The organism is Candidatus Pantoea multigeneris, assembly GCF_011752615.1.
Classification (GTDB): Bacteria; Pseudomonadota; Gammaproteobacteria; order Enterobacterales; family Enterobacteriaceae; genus Pantoea; species Pantoea multigeneris.
The window spans coordinates 97,261-114,033 of sequence record NZ_VWXF01000001.1 but is presented as its reverse complement, the minus strand read 5'-3'; the positions used below and the strand labels follow the sequence as shown (position 1 = coordinate 114,033).

The window sequence follows — 16,773 nt, the reverse complement described above, 5'->3', positions numbered from 1 at the left end:
ATATTCATTGAATACAGTGTGTTGTGGTGTTCTGTCTAAGATTAGACAAGGTGAGGGTTACAGCGGGTTTTTATTTGACGGTGACTCTATATACGTTTATATCACAAAGGGAAATAAAGTTAGATGGCTAATTATTCCTCTGGAAATAGATTTTCATTTGTTTTTTGGTCTTTATTTTCGCCTGGTTCATAAGGTTGTTATTATTTTTCACGTGCAGAGAGGGGAATAATGGCAAAGTGAGCAAGAGGCAAACCGCTTCGGACAGGGGGTTGGAAATTATGCTTCCACTTTGCAAACACAATGATTACACTTCTCCATCATTCCTGCTAATTATGCAGTTGGTTAATATCTATTTTCAATTCCTCACGCTTTTCTTCTCATTGTCTTCATGATCGGCGAATCAGTGTCTTTTATGCTTGCAGGGCTTTACTCAGGTTCTGAGTAGTTGACGTTCAGCTGCGTACACTTGTTTCCGAAGACGCGACACAGGCTGTCGTCATGACACTGAATAGTAAGGATAAGAATATGCGTAAACTGACTTCCCTCTTTCTCGCTACCACCCTCGCTCTGGGTGCTGTTACTGTCGTTCACGCGGCGGCTGACAATCTGACACCACCGCCAGCGGGCAGTGAACAACCGCATCACAAGCCGCCACATCGTCCGGGCGACTTCATGTTCAAAAACCTGAACCTGACCGATGCGCAGAAAAAACAGATTCACGATATTTTCGAAGCCAGCCATAAAGAAGGGCATCCGCCAATGAAGGCCGACTTGCAGGCCGGGCATGATATCGTGACCGCAAGCAGCTTTGACCATGCTAAAGCGGAAGCGCTGGCCGATAAAATGGCCGCAGGTGCGAAACAGCGCACTCTGCAAATGCTTGAAACACAGAATAAAATCTACAACATTCTGACACCTGAGCAGAAAAAGCAGTACAACGCCAATTTTGAGAAACGTCTGACAGAGAAACGTCCTCATCACGGTAAAATGCTGCCACCGCCAGCTGAAGGCCAGGATGCACCGCCTCCAGCACAGTAATGGCTTAACGTTTTAAAGACCGCCGGGGCTGTCCATTTTTCAATAAAGTGGGCAGCTTCGGCGGTTTGACGTTGGGTGCCGTTACAGCGGGACCAGCGGATAGTTTCCGGACAACAGTGGCCCGCATAAAATCTTATAGCCGTCATGATCAAAGCCCGATCGTACCTGCTTAAGCCCGGCTGCCTCTTCAAGGCGTTCAACCGAACCCAGATAAAACCAGTGATCAATGACATGAATCTGTGTCTGGTGGCTGCCCGTCTCAATCAGTCCCACCGGCCCTTGCCACGGCCAGCATATTAACCGAAGTCTTTCCAGTGCGGCCAGCAAGCGCATCTGGTGATCGGCGACCGATTCGCGACCACAGCAGGCTCCGCCACAGCGCTTCAGGGCTGAACGGAAACAGGCACGCCCGTTGCTGATGTTTTCCAGCCCGAGTAAGCCGTGACAGAGCCGCTGTTCATCAGCAATATTACGCAGGGTTTCAAGCGCCGCATGTCTGTTTTGAAACAGACCAAACAGGTTGGGTGAGGTAGAAAAGTCCAGATCGCGGGCGTAGACCACTTGCGGGCTGTTGTGCTGCAACTGGAGAGAACAGAGCTGGCGATTGTGGCGCAGACGTTTATTAAACAGGGGCTGCTGCTGTTTGATCATCTGCGCTTCCAGCAGCAGGGCACCTAAGTCCCCGGCGGTGGTGACCCAGGTGATTCTACGCGCCTGGCGCAGCATTTTGGCTTCTTCGACGGTGCGGAAATGGGCCATCACCCGGCTACGCAGGTTGATACTTTTGCCGATATACAGCGGCAGGGTTTCGCTTTCACCGTGAAACGTGTAGACCCCAGGCAAAGCAGGCAGGCCATTTAGCCAGTCACGCAAATGTTCGGGATATTCATAAATAGCCGCCGCGTCAAATTCAAGGCGGGAGGAAGAACGGTTGACCAAAACAGACTCCACTTACTGGTTAAGCATACAGCATATCAGCCTGTATGAACTTTCGCCAGTAAGTGGTTCGGGCTTACGTTTTCGCGAAGTGCGTTTATTTCCAGAAATCATCAAACACGGTAATCGGCGGGCGACGTTTGTGTTCGGTTTTCAGATACCAGGTTTCAATGATCTTCGCCGTTTCTGCTGGGACGGTTTTCCCTTCCAGGTAGGCATCGATCATTTCGTAGGTGACGCCAAGGGCGACTTCATCCTGCAGACCTGGGCGGTTATCTTCCAGATCGGCCGTGGGCTGCTTGAGATACAGGTGCTCAGGACAGCCAAGGTGTTTCAACAGCTGTTTGCCCTGGCCTTTATTCAGGCGGAAAATCGGGTTGATGTCGGTGCCACCATCGCCGTATTTGGTGAAGAACCCGGTTAAGGCTTCTGCGGCATGGTCAGTGCCTACGACCACGCCTTTGGTCATCCCTGCAATGCTGTACTGGGCTTTCATGCGCTCACGGGCTTTCTCATTGCCGCGAATAAAGTCAGAGAGCGTGATGCCAGCAACTTCCAGTGCGCGCTCGCTGGCCAGCACGGCCTCTTTAATATTCACCACCAGAGAACGATCCGGATTGATGAAGGCGAGGGCGTCCTGACAGTCTGCCTCATCGGCCTGAACGCCATACGGCAAACGCACGGCAATAAAGGTGTACTCTTGATCGCCGGTTTCTGCGCGCAGTTCACGAATGGCCGTTTGCGAGAGAATGCCGGTCAGGGTTGAGTCCTGGCCGCCGCTGATCCCCAACACCAGGGTTTTAATAAAGGGATAACGACGTAAATAGGCTTTAAGAAAATCCACGCTAGTACGCACTTCCTGCGCGGCATCAATAGTGGGTTTTACGCCCAGAGCGGCGATAATTTCCTGTTGTAATGACATAGACCTCTCCTCAATTCAGTAGCCTGGCGGCACAATGCGAATCTAGTGCTAAGCTAACGCGCATCACAAAAAACAACAAGCCAGATGGCTTGTTGTTTTCAGGTATTCCTTGAGCAATCAGTGTGTTTGCGCTTTGGGGGCGGGTTTTTTAGCCAACAGCAGGAACATCAGGATGGCACACATGAAACAACCCCAAATGGTGGCCGTCATGCTCAGTACGGAAGTCCCACCAATGCCGGTGAGAGGCACGGCAATGGCACCGAGGGTAAACATAACCACGCCGATCACCGCAGAGGCGCTGCCCGCACGATGTCCCTGGCTTTGCATGGCAAGAGACGATGCGGTGGTTGCGATCACGCCGTTGCTGGCGATAGTAAAGAACAGCAAGCCAAGCACCACCGACAGGGGAGCACCGCTCAGGCCTGCAATCAACAACAGGGTTGAGGAGACGAAGGCCAGCGTTAAGCCACCTTTCAACACGCGATACTCGCCAAAGCGACGGCACAGGCGGGCGCTGGTTTGTGACGCGATGATTAATCCGAAGCCGTTAGCCGCAAAGCAGATACTGAACATTTGCGGGCTCAGACTATAGATCTGTTGCAGGACAAACGGTGACGCGCCGATGTAGGCAAACATCCCTGACATCATGAAGCCCTGTGTCAAACAGAAGCCCATAAAGCCACGGTGTGTGACTACCTGGCCCAAGGCCGCCCAGGCGGAGAAGACCGATCCCTGGCTACGGCGTTCTGCAGGCAGTGTTTCATGCAGCTTCCAGCGCGCCAGGAACACCAGCAGCACCGCGATACAACCCAGCACGACGAAAATGCCGCGCCAGTTCAGCACCGTCATTAACACCCCACCTAATACGGGCGCACCAATCGGGGCCAGACCGTTCACCAGCATCAACAGCGCAAAGAAGCGCGTTAACTCATGGCCACTGTACATATCGCGTGCAATCGCACGGGACAATACTGCACCGCCAGCACCGGCTAAGCCTTCAAAGACGCGTGCGGCCAGCAGTTGATGAATGTTTTGTGCCAGCGCGCAGCCAACAGAGGCGACAAAAAGCAGCACCAGAGAGATGTATAAAGGCCGGATACGGCCAAATTTGTCGCTCATTGGGCCAAACAGCAGTTGGCCTACGCCCAGCCCAATCAGGCCTGCTGTCAGGCTCAGCTGTGCGGTTGCCGTAGACGTATTCAGGTCGCGTGCCAGTTCTGGCAAAGAAGGCAGGTAAAGGTCGATACATAGCGGCCCAAGGGCAGCCATCAGGCCGAGCGTGATGGCATAAACCAGCCGGTTAGAGTGTGCAGGTGTCATTTATCCTCTGATATTTTAACGAGATGTTGAATCATATTTTGATACAGCGCCTGTAGCGTCTCCGCTGACGCTTTCTGCGGCGTCAGGCGGCGAAAGGCGGTGCCTTCTACCAGCACCGACAGGACTTCGACGCAGGCTTTAAGCTGTTCTTCGCTGAGGTGCGGATGGTTTTTACGCAGTTTTCCACACGCACTTTTGAACATGTGGGCATCGGCATCATGCAGAATCTGTGCAACACGCGGATTACGGCTGGCCTCTGCCGCGACTTCCAGCATCAACAGCTCATCTTCCTGGTTGAGGCTAGTGCGCCAGGCGAGCATGGTGGCAATCTGGCCGGCATCAAACTTATCCTGCATCGCGGCCACACGGCTGGTGACGATGCGTGTCACCATCACTTCAATCAATGCATCTTTACTGGGGAAGTAGCGATATAACTGACCTACGCTCAGTTCAGCGGCGCGGGCCAACTGCGCCATGCTGGCAGCGTGAAAGCCAGACTGGCGAAAACAGTGTCTGGCCGCGCAAATGATCTCATCCTGGCGACAGCGATGTCGTTCGTCTCTGGCGTCCTGCTGTCGGGTCATTTGATCCTCTGAGATAGTTTTGAGAGTGCTCATTCTCGACGGGCGATTATACGCAGGAGCATACCGGTGGACACCTTTTTTTCCGCAAAAAACGTGTAAATGCACCATGCAAAAATAGATAAACGGATTTGATAAACAGGGATTTATGTTCCAGGCTTATGTCACATGGATAATCAATGAGGAATAACAAGATGAATAAAGTCATGGGATGTATTGCCGCAGCGCTGACCCTGGCAGCCCTGTCAGGATGTACGACTTACGATCGTGCAGAAAGTTATGTGACTAAGCCGGTCGTAAAAGATGTGAAAAAAGGGATGACACGCGACCAGGTACGCCAGATTGCTGGAGCACCTTCAACTGAAATCACCATGGTACATGCACGCGGAACTTGCCAGACCTATGTTATTGGTGAGCGCGATGGCAAGCTGCAAACCTACTTTGTCAGCTATAACGACACCGGACATGTCATGAACTATGGCTTCCAGAGCTGTAAAGATTACGACACTGACCCGCAAAGCGGACAGTAACGCCAGTTAAATGAAAAATGGCCCGTCAGGTGACTGACGGGCCATTTTTTTAGCTGTAATTACAGGCCGTAAGGGCGAGGAACTTCCGTGTATGAGCCATTAATATCGCGCTCATAGTAGTGGCCTTCCTGCACATAGTAGCGGCGACCGTTGAAATCCAGTACACGCATACCTTCAACCCGATCGGCTGGGGGCTGAACCACTACGTATGTATCACCAGAACGCTGGTAATAATTGCCATTCAACATGTAATAGGTGAGGCCACCAATCAAGACTGCGGTAGCCGCTTCTGGCAGGAACCGCAGTGGGCCAGGGCCACCCCAGCGAGGGCCAGGACCGCCCCAGTGAGGACCCGGTCCGCCACCCCAATGTGGGCCAGGGCCGGGACCCCAGGGATGGGCAAATGCAATGGCTGGCGCAATCAGCGTTAACGCCAGCACAGAGGCGATAACTTTTTTCATGGGTGTGTTCTCCTGCTTGGACTGTATGCAGGATTCTCCTTTTTCAGTGCAAAGACAAGCACAAACAAGGGGGTTTTTCCTCTATTTACCAGGCTTAACGCTTTCTTAACGGAGAGGGGTGTTCGAGGAGAAATTGTGGAGTTTGGGCGGGAAAAAGCAGACGAGCCTGCAATCAGACTCGTCTGTATTATGACCTTATTGTTCAGCCAGTTGCCCGGCATCATCACTGTTTAAAATCTTTTTATCCGTGACGCCTAACCAGCGGCTGGTGAGGGAGCCCGCTGTCATTGCGCCGTTGACGTTCAACGCAGTACGGCCCATATCAATCAGCGGCTCAATGGAGATAAGTAACGCGACCAGGGTCACTGGCAAGCCGAGCGTCGGCAACACAATCAGTGCTGCGAACGTTGCACCGCCACCTACGCCTGCTACGCCCGCTGAGCTGAGTGTGACTACGCCCACCAGCGTCGCAATCCAGACTGGATCGAACGGATTGATGCCTACAGTAGGAGCAACCATGACGGCCAGCATCGCAGGGTAGAGACCGGCACAGCCATTCTGGCCAATCGTGGCACCAAATGAGGCAGAGAAGCTGGCGATGGACTCTGGAACACCCAGGCGGCGCGTCTGCGCTTCAACGTTGAGTGGAATGGAAGCGGCGCTGGAGCGGCTGGTAAACGCAAAGGTAATCACCGGCCAGACTTTACGGAAGAAGCGGAAAGGATTGATGCCGTTAACCGACAGCAGCAGGCCATGAACCGCAAACATGATCGCTAAGCCGAGGTAGGAAGCCACAACAAAGCCACCCAGTTTAATGATGTCTTGCAGATTTGACCCGGCAACCACTTTGGTCATTAAAGCCAGCACACCATACGGTGTCAGCTTCATTACCAGACGCACCAGTTTCATTACCCATGCCTGAAGGGTATCGATGGCCGCTTTTACGCGCTCGCCTTTTTCCGCATCATCTTTGATCAGCTGCAATGCCGCCACACCGAGGAAAGTGGCGAAGATCACCACACTGATAATGGAGGTTGGGCTGGCACCGGTTAAATCGGCAAAGGGATTTTTCGGTACGAAGGAGAGCAGCAGTTGCGGCACGGTGAGATCGGCCACTTTCCCGACATAGTTACTTTGAATGGCGGCGAGGCGAGCACTCTCCTGAGCGCCTTGTACCAGACCTTCTGCACTCAGGTGGAACAACCCGGTGACCAGCACACCCACAAAAGCCGAGACGGCGGTAGTGGCTAAAAGCACACCCAGCGTCAGCAGGCTGATTTTACCCAGTGATGAAGCATTGTGCAGGCGCACTACGGCACTGAGAATGGAAGCAAACACCAGTGGCATCACAATCATCTGCAATAGCTGCACATAACCATTACCGACGATGTTGAACCAGGAGATCGACGTTTTCAGGATCGGGTTATCGGCACCGTAAATCAGCTGGAGTGCCAGTCCAAAAACCACACCCAACACCAGGCCCGTCAGGACCTTTTTCGCCAGCGACCAGCGTTGGCTGCCGAGGCGTGAAAGCACCACGAGCAGTACAATAAATACGGCGAGATTCAGCAGTAGTGGAAAATCCATAACATCCCCAGTTGCCCCGGTCAGGGGGCAGCATTTTATTTATGACGAAATAAGTTGTCACAGAGGGTAGCAGCCAATAATGGTGCGCGGATATATCCAAATGGAATGGCTTATAACTTTTTTGGTTTTTTTGTCTGCTTAATGTACTTTTTGCGTGGAGATCAGCCGACTAACGCCGTTCTGTAGCGTATCGAACAGTTGATTAGGCCAGCCGTTTGCACCAAATGAGGGCGTTCCGGCAGGGAAAATCAAGGCGTATCCCACCAGGGCCAGACACAATGCGCGTTCAAGCTGATTGCCTCTTTGGCTGTTCAGGATAGGCAGACGAAAACGCCAGCGGCAGGGCCACAACAGGGGAACACCCGCAGGGGTGAGCATATCCGCCACGATATGGCTGAGATAGCCTAACGTCAGTCCTTGCAGGACATCTGCGGGCATGAGCCAGTCACCAGGGACATTAACCTGAAATAGCCACAACCCCGCGGCCACCGCCAGCAGGCTGTGGGTAAAGCCGCGATGACCAAACGCCCGGGCAATGGGTTTCGAGATCCATTTCAGGCGCTGGCCCAGCAATGATTTAGGGTGATCGATATCGGGCAGCAAGCAGGTGAGGAGCGCCGCAGAAATCAGGTGCCACCAGTCGGCTTGCGCCAAAACGGGTGTCAGTTCAGCGCGCTTAGCAAAAATGGCGCTGGCAATGGCAAAAATGATGTGGCCTTCGGCCGTCATGATGAAACCTGGCTGCAAACTGTCAATGCATCCAGTATAGGGATTTATCCAGTGAATGAGAATATGTGACGCTGTAACGAGGCGTGAATTTTTTCATGTCAAAATGGCAGCCCGTAGCGCAAAGGGCTGCCGTCTCAACCGCTGTTACTGACCGAGCAGATGGTGATCGTGCAACTGCGTAAGATCGATGAGCTTAACATCGGCCAACGCCCAGCGTGGATCCGGACGATGCTCAGGGGCAGGTACGACGATAGAACGCATTCGCGCCGCTTTGGCGGCAATCATACCGTTGAATGAGTCCTCAAGTGACACGCAATCTAACGGATCAACGCCCAGTTTGGCGGCACCGTCAAGATAGACCTGCGGATGGGGCTTGCTGTAGGGCAACACTTCCGCTGAAGCCAGTGCATCAAAGTAATGACGCAGCTGAAACAGCTCCAGCACGCGCTCCAGCATATGCAACGGTGAGGCAGAGACTAATGCGGTTTTGAGTTCCAGGCTGCGGCAGAGCTTAAGGGCATTTTCTACGCCTGGAAGCAGTGGACGCGTCTCTTCAACCAGTGACAGCGTTCGGGCAAAAATGCGGTTGGTGACTTCTTGTTGACTCGGGCCATTCCACGGTGCGACCTCATACCACATCCGTACCACCTGATCGATGCGCAAACCCAGGGTGTTGGGCAGTTGATCGCGCCGGGAAATATCGACGCCGATACTGGTAAACACCTCCAGTTCGGACTGTTCCCACAACGGTTCTGAATCAATAATCAGGCCATCCATATCAAACAGGGCGGCAAGGATAGGGCGATGATAAGCCATGTATGCACTCCAGAGTGAATTTACGTTACCTTATCATGGCGACACAAGATGACAGTAATCTAACCGCTTGTTACCGCTGCTTATGTTGCATCTGCGGATTTTCCAGGAAAAAACAGCGGGGTGCAGGTAGACTTAGCGCAAACTACTTCAAGTGCAGGAGATACGATGACTTATCAACAGGCTGGCCGCATTGCCATCCTCAAGCGTGTGGCGGGCTGGATCATTTTCCTTGTTGCGTTACTTTCAACGCTGATTTCAGTGCTGAGTTTTATGTTCAAGCACAGTGAAAAGAAACCCGGCATTGATGCGGTGATGCTCGACTTTGTCCACGTCATGATCGACATGATTCGCTTTAATACCCACTTCCTCGATATTTTCTGGCTGAACTCACCGGTGCCTGAATTCCAGGGCTCGGCGAACATCGGATTCTGGATTATTTATATTCTCATCTTCGTTGGCCTGGCGCTGGAAGCCTCTGGTGCACGGATGTGGCGTCAGTCGCGTCATATTAAAGAAGGGATTGAAGATCAGTTGATCCTCGAACAGGCCAAAGGCAGCGAAGGGCGCACGCGTGCGCAGCTCGAAGAGAAGATCAACGTGCCGCACCATACGATTCTGCTGCAAATTTTCCCGCTGTATATTCTACCGATAGTCGTGATCGTCAGCGGTTACTTTGTTTTCTCCCTGCTCGGTTTTATTTAATCCCTTGCGTCAGGCCGGCCTGGTCTGACGCTCTTTCACGCTCTCTTCATCCAGCAACGCCACGATTGCCACCTGTGCTTCCTGCACCCATTCGCCACCAAACACGTTAGCGCGATTTAACAGGTAATAGAGCTGATAAACCGGCTGCCGTTGAGAAAACCCTTCCGGGAGAGGCCAGACATGATGATAGCCTTCATAAATTTGGCGCGGCAAATGCGGAAAATGACTCAGCATCGCCAGGTCACACTCCCGGTCTCCCCAGTAACAGGCGGGATCAAAAATCCACGGCCCCTGGCTGCTACCTGCGCAGTTAGCTGGCCACAAATCGCCATGCAGCAATGAAGGTTGTGGATGATGGGAGGCCAGAACGCGTTGAACGCAGGCGACGATTAACTCTGTATTGCCGTAGCGAATGCCTTTTTCTTCGGCGAGCTGCAATTGCCAGCCAATACGCTGCTCAGCAAAAAACAGTGACCAGCGTTTTAACCAACTGTTCGGCTGTGGAGAAGTGGTGATGTTATTGTCAAAGTCGAGGCCAAATTGCGCTTGCTCACTCCATTGATGTAGCCGCGCCAGTTGAGCACCTAATTCGTAAGCCTGCTCATTGTCCAGTGGCTGTGGCTCTATGTACTCGAGCAGCAGGAAACTTTCATCCCGGTCGGCCCCTACGCCATAGACTTTCGGCACGCGCACTGTGTTACTGCGGGCCAGTAATCCTAGCTGGTCTGCCTCCCAGGTGAATAATGAGAGCATGTCGCGGCTATTACACTTAACAAACACCTGATGCTGACCATAGAGGATCACCCAAGTGGGATGGATATCTCCTCCGGCAAGTTGGCGGCGTTGGCTGATTTCGGCATTGCCTAACTCTTCACGTAACAGACGGCTGATGGCTGACCACATAGGGCTATCCTCGCGATGCGCTGTGTTAAGACCAGTTTAACGCCTAAATATTAAACAAAACTAGCGTTGGAGCGCGCTTTACTGACCTGATGGGCCAGCCTGGAGATACGCCTCCAGCGTCGTAACCTGCACGCTTAACGGCTGTTCCAGCGCGACAGCAGCAGTAGCCGCCGCTTTTTCTTTCATCTCCTCAATGGTAAGCGCACCTACATAACCAAAACTGTTGGTGCCTAATTCATGAGGATGGCCTTCACTGTCACTGAGTGAGGTTGTAAATCCACCGATAGTCATGGTGCTGTTCAGTTCCAGAATATTGCTCAGCCCTGACTCTTGATATTCAATCGTCACAACATAACGGGTAATTTCTGCGGCGCTCATGATTCACCTCTTTGTATTGCAACAGAATTGAGCGTAGACCAGTCAGGAGGAATGAGCGAATAATCTACAGCGCGGATTTATCGTCCCGAGATAAGACAAATTTCATGATTAAAAAGGCGATTTTTCCTGTTTTAATTTGCGTGTTTTTTCGCTAACTGCCTTCTATAATGCGCGCCGTGAATGGGAAGAGTCCGAATAAAAGTCAGGCTTCCCATAATTGCGTGTCTTTTTGAGCGATTTAATATTTTTTTACAATGCTTACTAAAATTAGCGTTGATCGCCGGGAAAAACGCTTCAAACTCTCTGTTTTTTAATCTGTCGTGCGGATCACATTTCATGAAACCGATTTCCAGGATTTCTGCCGTTTTATTGCTTTCAGCCGGGGCTTTCTGTCATCAGGCGTTTGCTGATAACACCGTTTTTACCTCTATGGATGACCCTGCAACGGCGAAAAAACCGTTTGAAGGCAGCGCTGCTGCGGGTTATCTGGCGCAGACCGGCAACACCACCAGCTCTTCTTTGACAGCGCAAGCCAGCATGACCTGGTATAAATCCAGCTGGGCTTACAGCCTGTGGGGCAATGCGGCTAACACCTCTTCTAACGATGAGCGCTCTTCTGAGACTTATAACCTGGGTGGCCGTTCACGTTACAACCTGAACTCCAACGACTACCTGTTCGGTCAGGCTAGCTGGCTGAGCGATCGTTATAACGGTTACTCTTCGCGTGATACGCTGACTGCCGGTTACGGTCGTCAGATCCTGAGCGGCCCGGTTCACTCGCTGCGTGCTGAATTTGGTCCTGGCGTACGCTATGACGATTTCCACGAAGGCGGTCATCAGACTAAAGCCCTGGCGTATGGTGCTTTGAGCTATCAATGGCAGCTGACCGACACCACTAAATTCATTCAGGGCGTCTCTGTATTGAGCAGCCTGGGTGACGATACCACGGTGAACTCTGAGACCGGTTTGCAGGTCGCTATCAACCAGAACTTCTCCTTGAAGCTGGCTTATGATGTGACCTGGAACAACAATCCACCAGAGTCAGCCCCAGATCACACCGATACCAAAACCACGGTGATGCTCTCTTACGCGATGTAATCGCTACAGCCCCGGTACTCCCGGGGCTGGTTCAGACCCGCTTCGCAAAAAAGATAAGCCATTCAGGCCTTAACGCACACTCGGCTGTTGCGGGCAGGGCAAAAGCTGTTATGATCGTCCGCGCTTTACTCTCCTGGCGTCATTCCGACAATGTGGGTCTGACATTACGCCGGGTACTCACACTCTTTCTACTCAGTGTTGCATGTAGGCTTTCGTGTGGCTTACCACTGCAATTAAGGATATGAAATGCCTGTAATTACTCTTCCTGATGGCAGCCAGCGCAGCTTTGATCGTGCGGTTAGCGTTATGGACATTGCTCTGGACATCGGTCCTGGTCTGGCGAAAGCCTGTATCGCGGGTCGCGTTAATGGTGAACTGGTTGATGCGGTTGATCCCATCACTGAAGATGCCAACGTAGCGATTATCACCGCGAAAGACGAAGCGGGTCTGGAAATCATCCGTCACTCCTGCGCACACCTGTTAGGCCATGCGATTAAGCAGTTGTGGCCGAACACTAAGATGGCGATTGGTCCGGTTATCGACAATGGCTTCTACTATGACGTTGACCTCGATCACACCCTGACCCAGGAAGATCTCGACCAACTGGAAAAGCGTATGCACCAGTTAGCTGAGACCAACTATGACGTCGTGAAAAAGAAAGTCAGCTGGCAGGAAGCGCGTGATGTGTTCGCAGCGCGTGGTGAGAACTATAAAACCACGATTCTGGACGAAAACATCAGCCATGATGACCGCCCTGGCTTGTATCACCATGAAGAATACATCGACATGTGCCGTGGTCCGCACGTGCCGAACATGCGCTTCTGCCACCATTTCAAACTGCAGAAGATTTCAGGCGCGTACTGGCGTGGCGATAGCAACAATAAAATGTTGCAGCGCGTTTACGGTACTGCCTGGGCAGATAAGAAGCAGCTGAGTGCTTACCTGCAACGTCTGGAAGAGGCCGCGAAGCGCGATCACCGTAAAATCGGTAAGCAGCTTGACCTCTACCACATGCAAGAAGAAGCACCGGGGATGGTTTTCTGGCATAATGACGGCTGGACCATCTTCCGCGAGCTGGAAGTGTTTGTTCGTACCAAGCTTAAAGAGTACGACTACCAGGAAGTTAAAGGTCCGTTTATGATGGACCGCGTGCTGTGGGAAAAAACCGGGCACTGGGAAAACTACAAAGAAGCGATGTTCACGACCTCTTCTGAGAACCGTGAATACTGCATCAAGCCAATGAACTGCCCAGGCCACGTTCAGATCTTCAACCAGGGTCTGAAATCCTACCGCGATCTGCCATTACGTATGGCGGAATTTGGTAGTTGTCACCGTAATGAGCCATCAGGTGCCTTGCACGGCCTGATGCGTGTACGTGGTTTCACCCAGGATGATGCCCACGTCTTCTGTACAGAAGAGCAGGTGCGTAGTGAAGTCAACAGCTGTATCCGCATGGTTTATGACATGTACAGCACCTTTGGCTTCGAAAAAATCGTGGTTAAGCTGTCTACTCGCCCAGAAAAACGTATCGGAACCGACGAAATGTGGGACCGTGCGGAGAAAGATCTGGAAGCAGCTTTGATAGAAAATGAAATTCCATTTGAATTTCAGTACGGAGAAGGTGCATTCTACGGGCCGAAAATTGAATTTACCCTGTATGATTGCCTCGACCGTGCTTGGCAGTGTGGGACAGTGCAGTTAGACTTCTCGCTGCCGAAGCGTCTTGACGCGACTTATGTCGGCGAAAACAACGATCGTCAGACCCCGGTGATGATTCACCGTGCGATTCTCGGTTCAATGGAGCGCTTTATTGGCATCCTGACCGAAGAGTTCGCCGGTTTCTTCCCAACCTGGCTGGCTCCGTTGCAGGCCGTGGTGATGAATATCACCGACGCGCAAGGTGAATATGTCGAAACTTTGACACGTAAATTGCAGAAAGCTGGCATTCGTGTGAAAGCGGACTTGAGAAACGAGAAGATTGGCTTTAAAATCCGCGAGCACACATTAAGACGTGTCCCCTATATGTTGGTCTGTGGTGATAAAGAGGTGGAAGCAGGCAAAGTTGCCGTTCGCACCCGCCGTGGAAAAGACCTTGGGACAATGGACATTGATGTGTTTGTTGAGAAGCTGCAACAAGAGATTCGCAGCCGAAATCTTCACCAACTGGAGGAATAAAGTATTAAAGGCGGAAAACGAGTACAACCGACGCGTCCTAATCGCATCAACGCTGAAATTCGTGCAACTGAAGTGCGCTTGAGCGGCATTGATGGCGAGCAAATTGGTATTGTCAGTCTACGTGAAGCTTTGGAAAAAGCTGAAGAGGCGGGCGTAGATTTAGTTGAAATCAGCCCGAACGCCGAACCGCCGGTTTGCCGCATCATGGACTACGGCAAGTTCCTCTACGAAAAAAGCAAATCTTCTAAGGAACAGAAGAAGAAGCAGAAAGTTATTCAGGTTAAGGAAATTAAATTCCGTCCTGGAACCGACGATGGCGACTACCAGGTAAAACTCCGCAGCCTGGTACGCTTTCTGGAAGAGGGCGATAAAGCCAAGATCACGCTGCGTTTCCGCGGTCGTGAGATGGCGCACCAGCAGATCGGTATGGAAGTGCTTAACCGCGTCCGTAAAGACCTGTGTGAAGATCAAGATCTGGCGATCGTCGAGTCCTTCCCTTCGAAGATTGAAGGCCGTCAGATGATCATGGTGCTCGCACCTAAGAAGAAGTAACAGGCCTACAAGTAACAGAACCGCAGCGCCTTCGGGTTAAGTGGTTCTGTTCGCCCGTTATTTCATTTTATTAACAATGCGAAGTGGATATTTGTAAAAATGCCAAAGATTAAAACTGTACGTGGTGCAGCTAAGCGCTTCAAAAAAACCGGTAAAGGTGGATTTAAGCACAAGCACGCCAACCTGCGTCACATTCTGACTAAAAAATCAACTAAGCGTAAACGTCACCTGCGTCCAAAAGGCATGGTGTCTAAAGGCGATCTGGGTCTGGTTATTGCCTGCCTGCCGTACGCATAAGTTAACTTTTTTATAAATCTGCCCTAAAACTTTGCGTACTGGCATTGCCGTAACAAAGCGTAAAGGCATCACAGAATCTGATACAGGAGAGCTCACATGGCTCGCGTAAAACGTGGTGTAATTGCTCGCGCACGTCACAAAAAAATCTTAAAACAAGCTAAAGGTTACTACGGTGCACGTTCACGTGTATACCGCGTTGCCTTCCAGGCTGTTATCAAAGCTGGTCAGTACGCTTACCGCGACCGTCGTCAACGTAAACGTCAGTTCCGTCAACTGTGGATTGCGCGTATCAACGCAGCAGCGCGTCAGAATGGCATCTCTTACAGCCGTTTCATCAATGGCCTGAAGAAAGCTGCTATTGAAATTGACCGTAAAATCCTGGCTGACATCGCTGTATTCGACAAAGTGACATTTACTGCACTTGTTGAAAAAGCAAAATCAGCTCTGGCGTAAGTCAGGTAAAAAAGGGAGCTTGCTCCCTTTTTTATTGCTGTAACTTCGCGTAAAGATTGACATTTTACCCGTGGCGCATTTCAATAGTGCACACCGTTCACCATCACAAGGTAATGCAAGCATGTATGCTGCTATTTTCCGTTTCTTTTTTTACTTTAGCACCTGACTTCGGGGGCTTTTGCGCAAAGAAAAGAAACGGAAAATCGCGCTAAAAGCCTCCCTCGTGGAGGCTTTTTTGTTTCCGGCGACAGCACATTGGACGTTAAGTCCCAACAAGAACTGACCAGACCGACTGGAAAAAGAGGAAAACATGTCCCAACTCGCAGAACTGGTGGCCCGTGCCACGGCCGCACTCGACGAGGCGACGGATATCGCCGCCCTTGACGCTGTACGCGTCGAATACCTGGGTAAGAAAGGGCATCTGACGCTGCAAATGACCACGCTGCGTGAACTGCCTGCGGAAGATCGTCCGGCAGCCGGTGCGGTGATCAACGACGCTAAGCAGCAGGTGCAGGCGCACCTTAACCAGCGCAAAGAAGCGTTGGAGTCCGCAGAGCTGAATGCACGTCTGGCTGCGGAGACCATTGATGTCTCTCTGCCGGGCCGTCGGGTGGAAAACGGCGGATTGCATCCGGTTACGCGCACCATTGACCGCATCGAAACCTTCTTTGGCGAGTTGGGCTTTGAAGTGGTGACCGGTCCGGAAATTGAAGACGACTACCACAACTTTGATGCCCTGAACATTCCTGGCCATCACCCGGCGCGTGCCGATCACGACACCTTCTGGTTTGATGCAACACGCCTGCTGCGTACTCAGACATCGGGCGTACAGATCCGCACCATGAAGAACCAGCAGCCACCTATTCGTATCATTGCGCCGGGCCGTGTGTATCGTAATGACTATGATCAGACCCACACCCCAATGTTCCATCAGATGGAAGGCCTGATTGTTGATAAAGACATCAGCTTCACCAACCTGAAAGGGACGCTGCACGACTTCCTGCGCAACTTCTTTGAAGAAGATCTGCAAATCCGCTTCCGTCCTTCTTACTTCCCGTTCACCGAACCGTCCGCAGAAGTGGATGTGATGGGCAAAAACGGCAAGTGGCTGGAAGTACTGGGCTGCGGCATGGTGCACCCTAATGTATTGCGCAATGTGGGTATCGATCCTGAAGTCTATTCTGGCTTTGCGTTTGGTATGGGCATGGAGCGTCTCACCATGCTGCGCTACGGCGTCAACGATTTGCGCGCTTTCTTCGAAAATGATTTACGTTTCCTCAAACAATTCAAATAAG

At 51.7% G+C, this 16,773-nt stretch carries 20 protein-coding genes and 1 other annotated feature; of the genes, 10 read left to right on the top strand and 10 right to left on the bottom strand.

Annotation, left to right across the window (positions count from 1 at the left end; all coding sequences use genetic code 11):
* The first annotated feature begins 525 nt into the window (after positions 1 to 525).
* Complete coding sequence (gene spy, locus F3J40_RS00545; RefSeq protein ID WP_167011927.1) at positions 526 to 1,038, top strand: ATP-independent periplasmic protein-refolding chaperone Spy; 513 nt, start codon at positions 526 to 528, stop codon at positions 1,036 to 1,038.
* An 81-nt stretch (positions 1,039 to 1,119) separates the two neighbouring features.
* On the opposite strand, the gene cho is transcribed toward spy, so the two are convergent.
* From cho to F3J40_RS00525, 4 genes are all read right to left on the bottom strand, one after another.
* Positions 1,120 to 1,977: an excinuclease Cho gene (gene cho / locus F3J40_RS00540; RefSeq protein WP_167011925.1), complete on the bottom strand. Its 858-nt coding sequence runs from the start codon at positions 1,975 to 1,977 to the stop codon at positions 1,120 to 1,122.
* Positions 1,978 to 2,071: 94 nt separating this feature from the next.
* Entirely contained in the window at positions 2,072 to 2,896 is an 825-nt protein-coding gene (gene nadE, locus F3J40_RS00535; RefSeq protein WP_167011923.1) for an NAD(+) synthase, read from the bottom strand.
* A gap of 117 nt (positions 2,897 to 3,013) precedes the next feature.
* Positions 3,014 to 4,216, bottom strand: coding sequence for a multidrug effflux MFS transporter (locus F3J40_RS00530; RefSeq protein WP_167011921.1), 1,203 nt, complete (start codon positions 4,214 to 4,216; stop codon positions 3,014 to 3,016).
* On the bottom strand, positions 4,213 to 4,800 hold the full coding sequence (locus F3J40_RS00525) for a TetR/AcrR family transcriptional regulator (RefSeq protein WP_167011919.1): 588 nt from the start codon (positions 4,798 to 4,800) through the stop codon (positions 4,213 to 4,215). Before F3J40_RS00525 ends, F3J40_RS00530 begins: the two co-directional genes overlap by 4 nt.
* A gap of 191 nt (positions 4,801 to 4,991) precedes the next feature.
* On the opposite strand from F3J40_RS00525, the gene osmE reads away from it, so the two are divergent.
* Complete coding sequence (gene osmE / locus F3J40_RS00520) at positions 4,992 to 5,327, top strand: osmotically-inducible lipoprotein OsmE (protein WP_017349012.1); 336 nt, start codon at positions 4,992 to 4,994, stop codon at positions 5,325 to 5,327.
* Between the two features lie 59 nt (positions 5,328 to 5,386).
* Here the strand turns inward: osmE and F3J40_RS00515 are convergent, their stop codons facing one another.
* From F3J40_RS00515 to hxpB, 4 genes are all read right to left on the bottom strand, one after another.
* Positions 5,387 to 5,788 carry a DUF6515 family protein gene (locus tag F3J40_RS00515; RefSeq protein WP_017349011.1) on the bottom strand — a complete coding sequence of 134 codons (402 nt, stop codon included), beginning with the start codon at positions 5,786 to 5,788 and terminating at the stop codon, positions 5,387 to 5,389.
* Positions 5,789 to 5,983: 195 nt separating this feature from the next.
* Positions 5,984 to 7,375, bottom strand: a complete 1,392-nt coding sequence (locus F3J40_RS00510) for an L-cystine transporter (RefSeq protein ID WP_167011917.1) — start codon at positions 7,373 to 7,375, stop codon at positions 5,984 to 5,986.
* A gap of 138 nt (positions 7,376 to 7,513) precedes the next feature.
* Entirely contained in the window at positions 7,514 to 8,104 is a 591-nt protein-coding gene (locus F3J40_RS00505) for a metal-dependent hydrolase (protein WP_167011915.1), read from the bottom strand.
* 144 nt (positions 8,105 to 8,248) lie between these two features.
* A complete protein-coding gene (gene hxpB, locus F3J40_RS00500) occupies positions 8,249 to 8,920 on the bottom strand; it encodes a hexitol phosphatase HxpB (RefSeq protein WP_017349008.1) in 672 nt (223 codons plus the stop codon).
* 165 nt (positions 8,921 to 9,085) lie between these two features.
* Between hxpB and F3J40_RS00495 the strand changes: the two genes are divergently transcribed.
* Complete coding sequence (locus F3J40_RS00495; protein ID WP_167011913.1) at positions 9,086 to 9,622, top strand: YniB family protein; 537 nt, start codon at positions 9,086 to 9,088, stop codon at positions 9,620 to 9,622.
* 9 nt (positions 9,623 to 9,631) lie between these two features.
* On the opposite strand, the gene F3J40_RS00490 is transcribed toward F3J40_RS00495, so the two are convergent.
* Both F3J40_RS00490 and ghoS read right to left on the bottom strand, forming a co-directional pair.
* Positions 9,632 to 10,525, bottom strand: a complete 894-nt coding sequence (locus tag F3J40_RS00490) for a fructosamine kinase family protein (protein ID WP_167011911.1) — start codon at positions 10,523 to 10,525, stop codon at positions 9,632 to 9,634.
* A gap of 78 nt (positions 10,526 to 10,603) precedes the next feature.
* Entirely contained in the window at positions 10,604 to 10,903 is a 300-nt protein-coding gene (gene ghoS, locus F3J40_RS00485; RefSeq protein WP_167011909.1) for a type V toxin-antitoxin system endoribonuclease antitoxin GhoS, read from the bottom strand.
* 336 nt (positions 10,904 to 11,239) lie between these two features.
* Here ghoS and F3J40_RS00480 point away from each other — a divergent pair, with 336 nt between their 5' ends.
* From F3J40_RS00480 to pheS, 7 genes are all read left to right on the top strand, one after another.
* Positions 11,240 to 12,001: a DUF481 domain-containing protein gene (locus F3J40_RS00480; protein WP_017349003.1), complete on the top strand. Its 762-nt coding sequence runs from the start codon at positions 11,240 to 11,242 to the stop codon at positions 11,999 to 12,001.
* A gap of 246 nt (positions 12,002 to 12,247) precedes the next feature.
* On the top strand, positions 12,248 to 14,176 hold the full coding sequence (thrS, locus tag F3J40_RS00475; protein WP_017349002.1) for a threonine--tRNA ligase: 1,929 nt from the start codon (positions 12,248 to 12,250) through the stop codon (positions 14,174 to 14,176).
* 3 nt (positions 14,177 to 14,179) lie between these two features.
* Positions 14,180 to 14,728 (top strand): translation initiation factor IF-3, encoded by a 549-nt coding sequence (infC, locus tag F3J40_RS00470; RefSeq protein ID WP_036646390.1) that lies wholly within the window; start codon positions 14,180 to 14,182, stop codon positions 14,726 to 14,728.
* A gap of 99 nt (positions 14,729 to 14,827) precedes the next feature.
* Positions 14,828 to 15,025, top strand: a complete 198-nt coding sequence (gene rpmI, locus F3J40_RS00465) for a 50S ribosomal protein L35 (RefSeq protein ID WP_017349000.1) — start codon at positions 14,828 to 14,830, stop codon at positions 15,023 to 15,025.
* Positions 15,026 to 15,121: 96 nt separating this feature from the next.
* Positions 15,122 to 15,478: a 50S ribosomal protein L20 gene (gene rplT, locus F3J40_RS00460; RefSeq protein ID WP_017348999.1), complete on the top strand. Its 357-nt coding sequence runs from the start codon at positions 15,122 to 15,124 to the stop codon at positions 15,476 to 15,478.
* 116 nt (positions 15,479 to 15,594) lie between these two features.
* Positions 15,595 to 15,718, top strand: a sequence feature (Phe leader region).
* Positions 15,600 to 15,644 (top strand): pheST operon leader peptide PheM, encoded by a 45-nt coding sequence (gene pheM / locus F3J40_RS24705; protein WP_181684249.1) that lies wholly within the window; start codon positions 15,600 to 15,602, stop codon positions 15,642 to 15,644. Its footprint overlaps the feature before it by 45 nt.
* A gap of 70 nt (positions 15,719 to 15,788) precedes the next feature.
* Positions 15,789 to 16,772, top strand: a complete 984-nt coding sequence (gene pheS / locus F3J40_RS00450) for a phenylalanine--tRNA ligase subunit alpha (RefSeq protein WP_167011905.1) — start codon at positions 15,789 to 15,791, stop codon at positions 16,770 to 16,772.
* Position 16,773 lies beyond the last annotated feature (1 nt).

Bases quoted from the DNA above. Each gene is read 5' to 3' on its own strand.
- spy (WP_167011927.1), top strand. From the start codon at position 526: ATGCGTAAACTGACTTCCCTCTTTCTCGCTACCACCCTCGCTCTGGGT.
- nadE (WP_167011923.1), bottom strand. From the start codon at position 2,896: ATGTCATTACAACAGGAAATTATCGCCGCTCTGGGCGTAAAACCCACT.
- F3J40_RS00530 (WP_167011921.1), bottom strand. From the start codon at position 4,216: ATGACACCTGCACACTCTAACCGGCTGGTTTATGCCATCACGCTCGGC.
- F3J40_RS00525 (WP_167011919.1), bottom strand. From the start codon at position 4,800: ATGACCCGACAGCAGGACGCCAGAGACGAACGACATCGCTGTCGCCAG.
- osmE (WP_017349012.1), top strand. From the start codon at position 4,992: ATGAATAAAGTCATGGGATGTATTGCCGCAGCGCTGACCCTGGCAGCC.
- F3J40_RS00515 (WP_017349011.1), bottom strand. From the start codon at position 5,788: ATGAAAAAAGTTATCGCCTCTGTGCTGGCGTTAACGCTGATTGCGCCA.
- F3J40_RS00510 (WP_167011917.1), bottom strand. From the start codon at position 7,375: ATGGATTTTCCACTACTGCTGAATCTCGCCGTATTTATTGTACTGCTC.
- F3J40_RS00505 (WP_167011915.1), bottom strand. From the start codon at position 8,104: ATGACGGCCGAAGGCCACATCATTTTTGCCATTGCCAGCGCCATTTTT.
- hxpB (WP_017349008.1), bottom strand. From the start codon at position 8,920: ATGGCTTATCATCGCCCTATCCTTGCCGCCCTGTTTGATATGGATGGC.
- F3J40_RS00495 (WP_167011913.1), top strand. From the start codon at position 9,086: ATGACTTATCAACAGGCTGGCCGCATTGCCATCCTCAAGCGTGTGGCG.
- F3J40_RS00490 (WP_167011911.1), bottom strand. From the start codon at position 10,525: ATGTGGTCAGCCATCAGCCGTCTGTTACGTGAAGAGTTAGGCAATGCC.
- ghoS (WP_167011909.1), bottom strand. From the start codon at position 10,903: ATGAGCGCCGCAGAAATTACCCGTTATGTTGTGACGATTGAATATCAA.
- F3J40_RS00480 (WP_017349003.1), top strand. From the start codon at position 11,240: ATGAAACCGATTTCCAGGATTTCTGCCGTTTTATTGCTTTCAGCCGGG.
- thrS (WP_017349002.1), top strand. From the start codon at position 12,248: ATGCCTGTAATTACTCTTCCTGATGGCAGCCAGCGCAGCTTTGATCGT.
- rpmI (WP_017349000.1), top strand. From the start codon at position 14,828: ATGCCAAAGATTAAAACTGTACGTGGTGCAGCTAAGCGCTTCAAAAAA.
- rplT (WP_017348999.1), top strand. From the start codon at position 15,122: ATGGCTCGCGTAAAACGTGGTGTAATTGCTCGCGCACGTCACAAAAAA.
- pheS (WP_167011905.1), top strand. From the start codon at position 15,789: ATGTCCCAACTCGCAGAACTGGTGGCCCGTGCCACGGCCGCACTCGAC.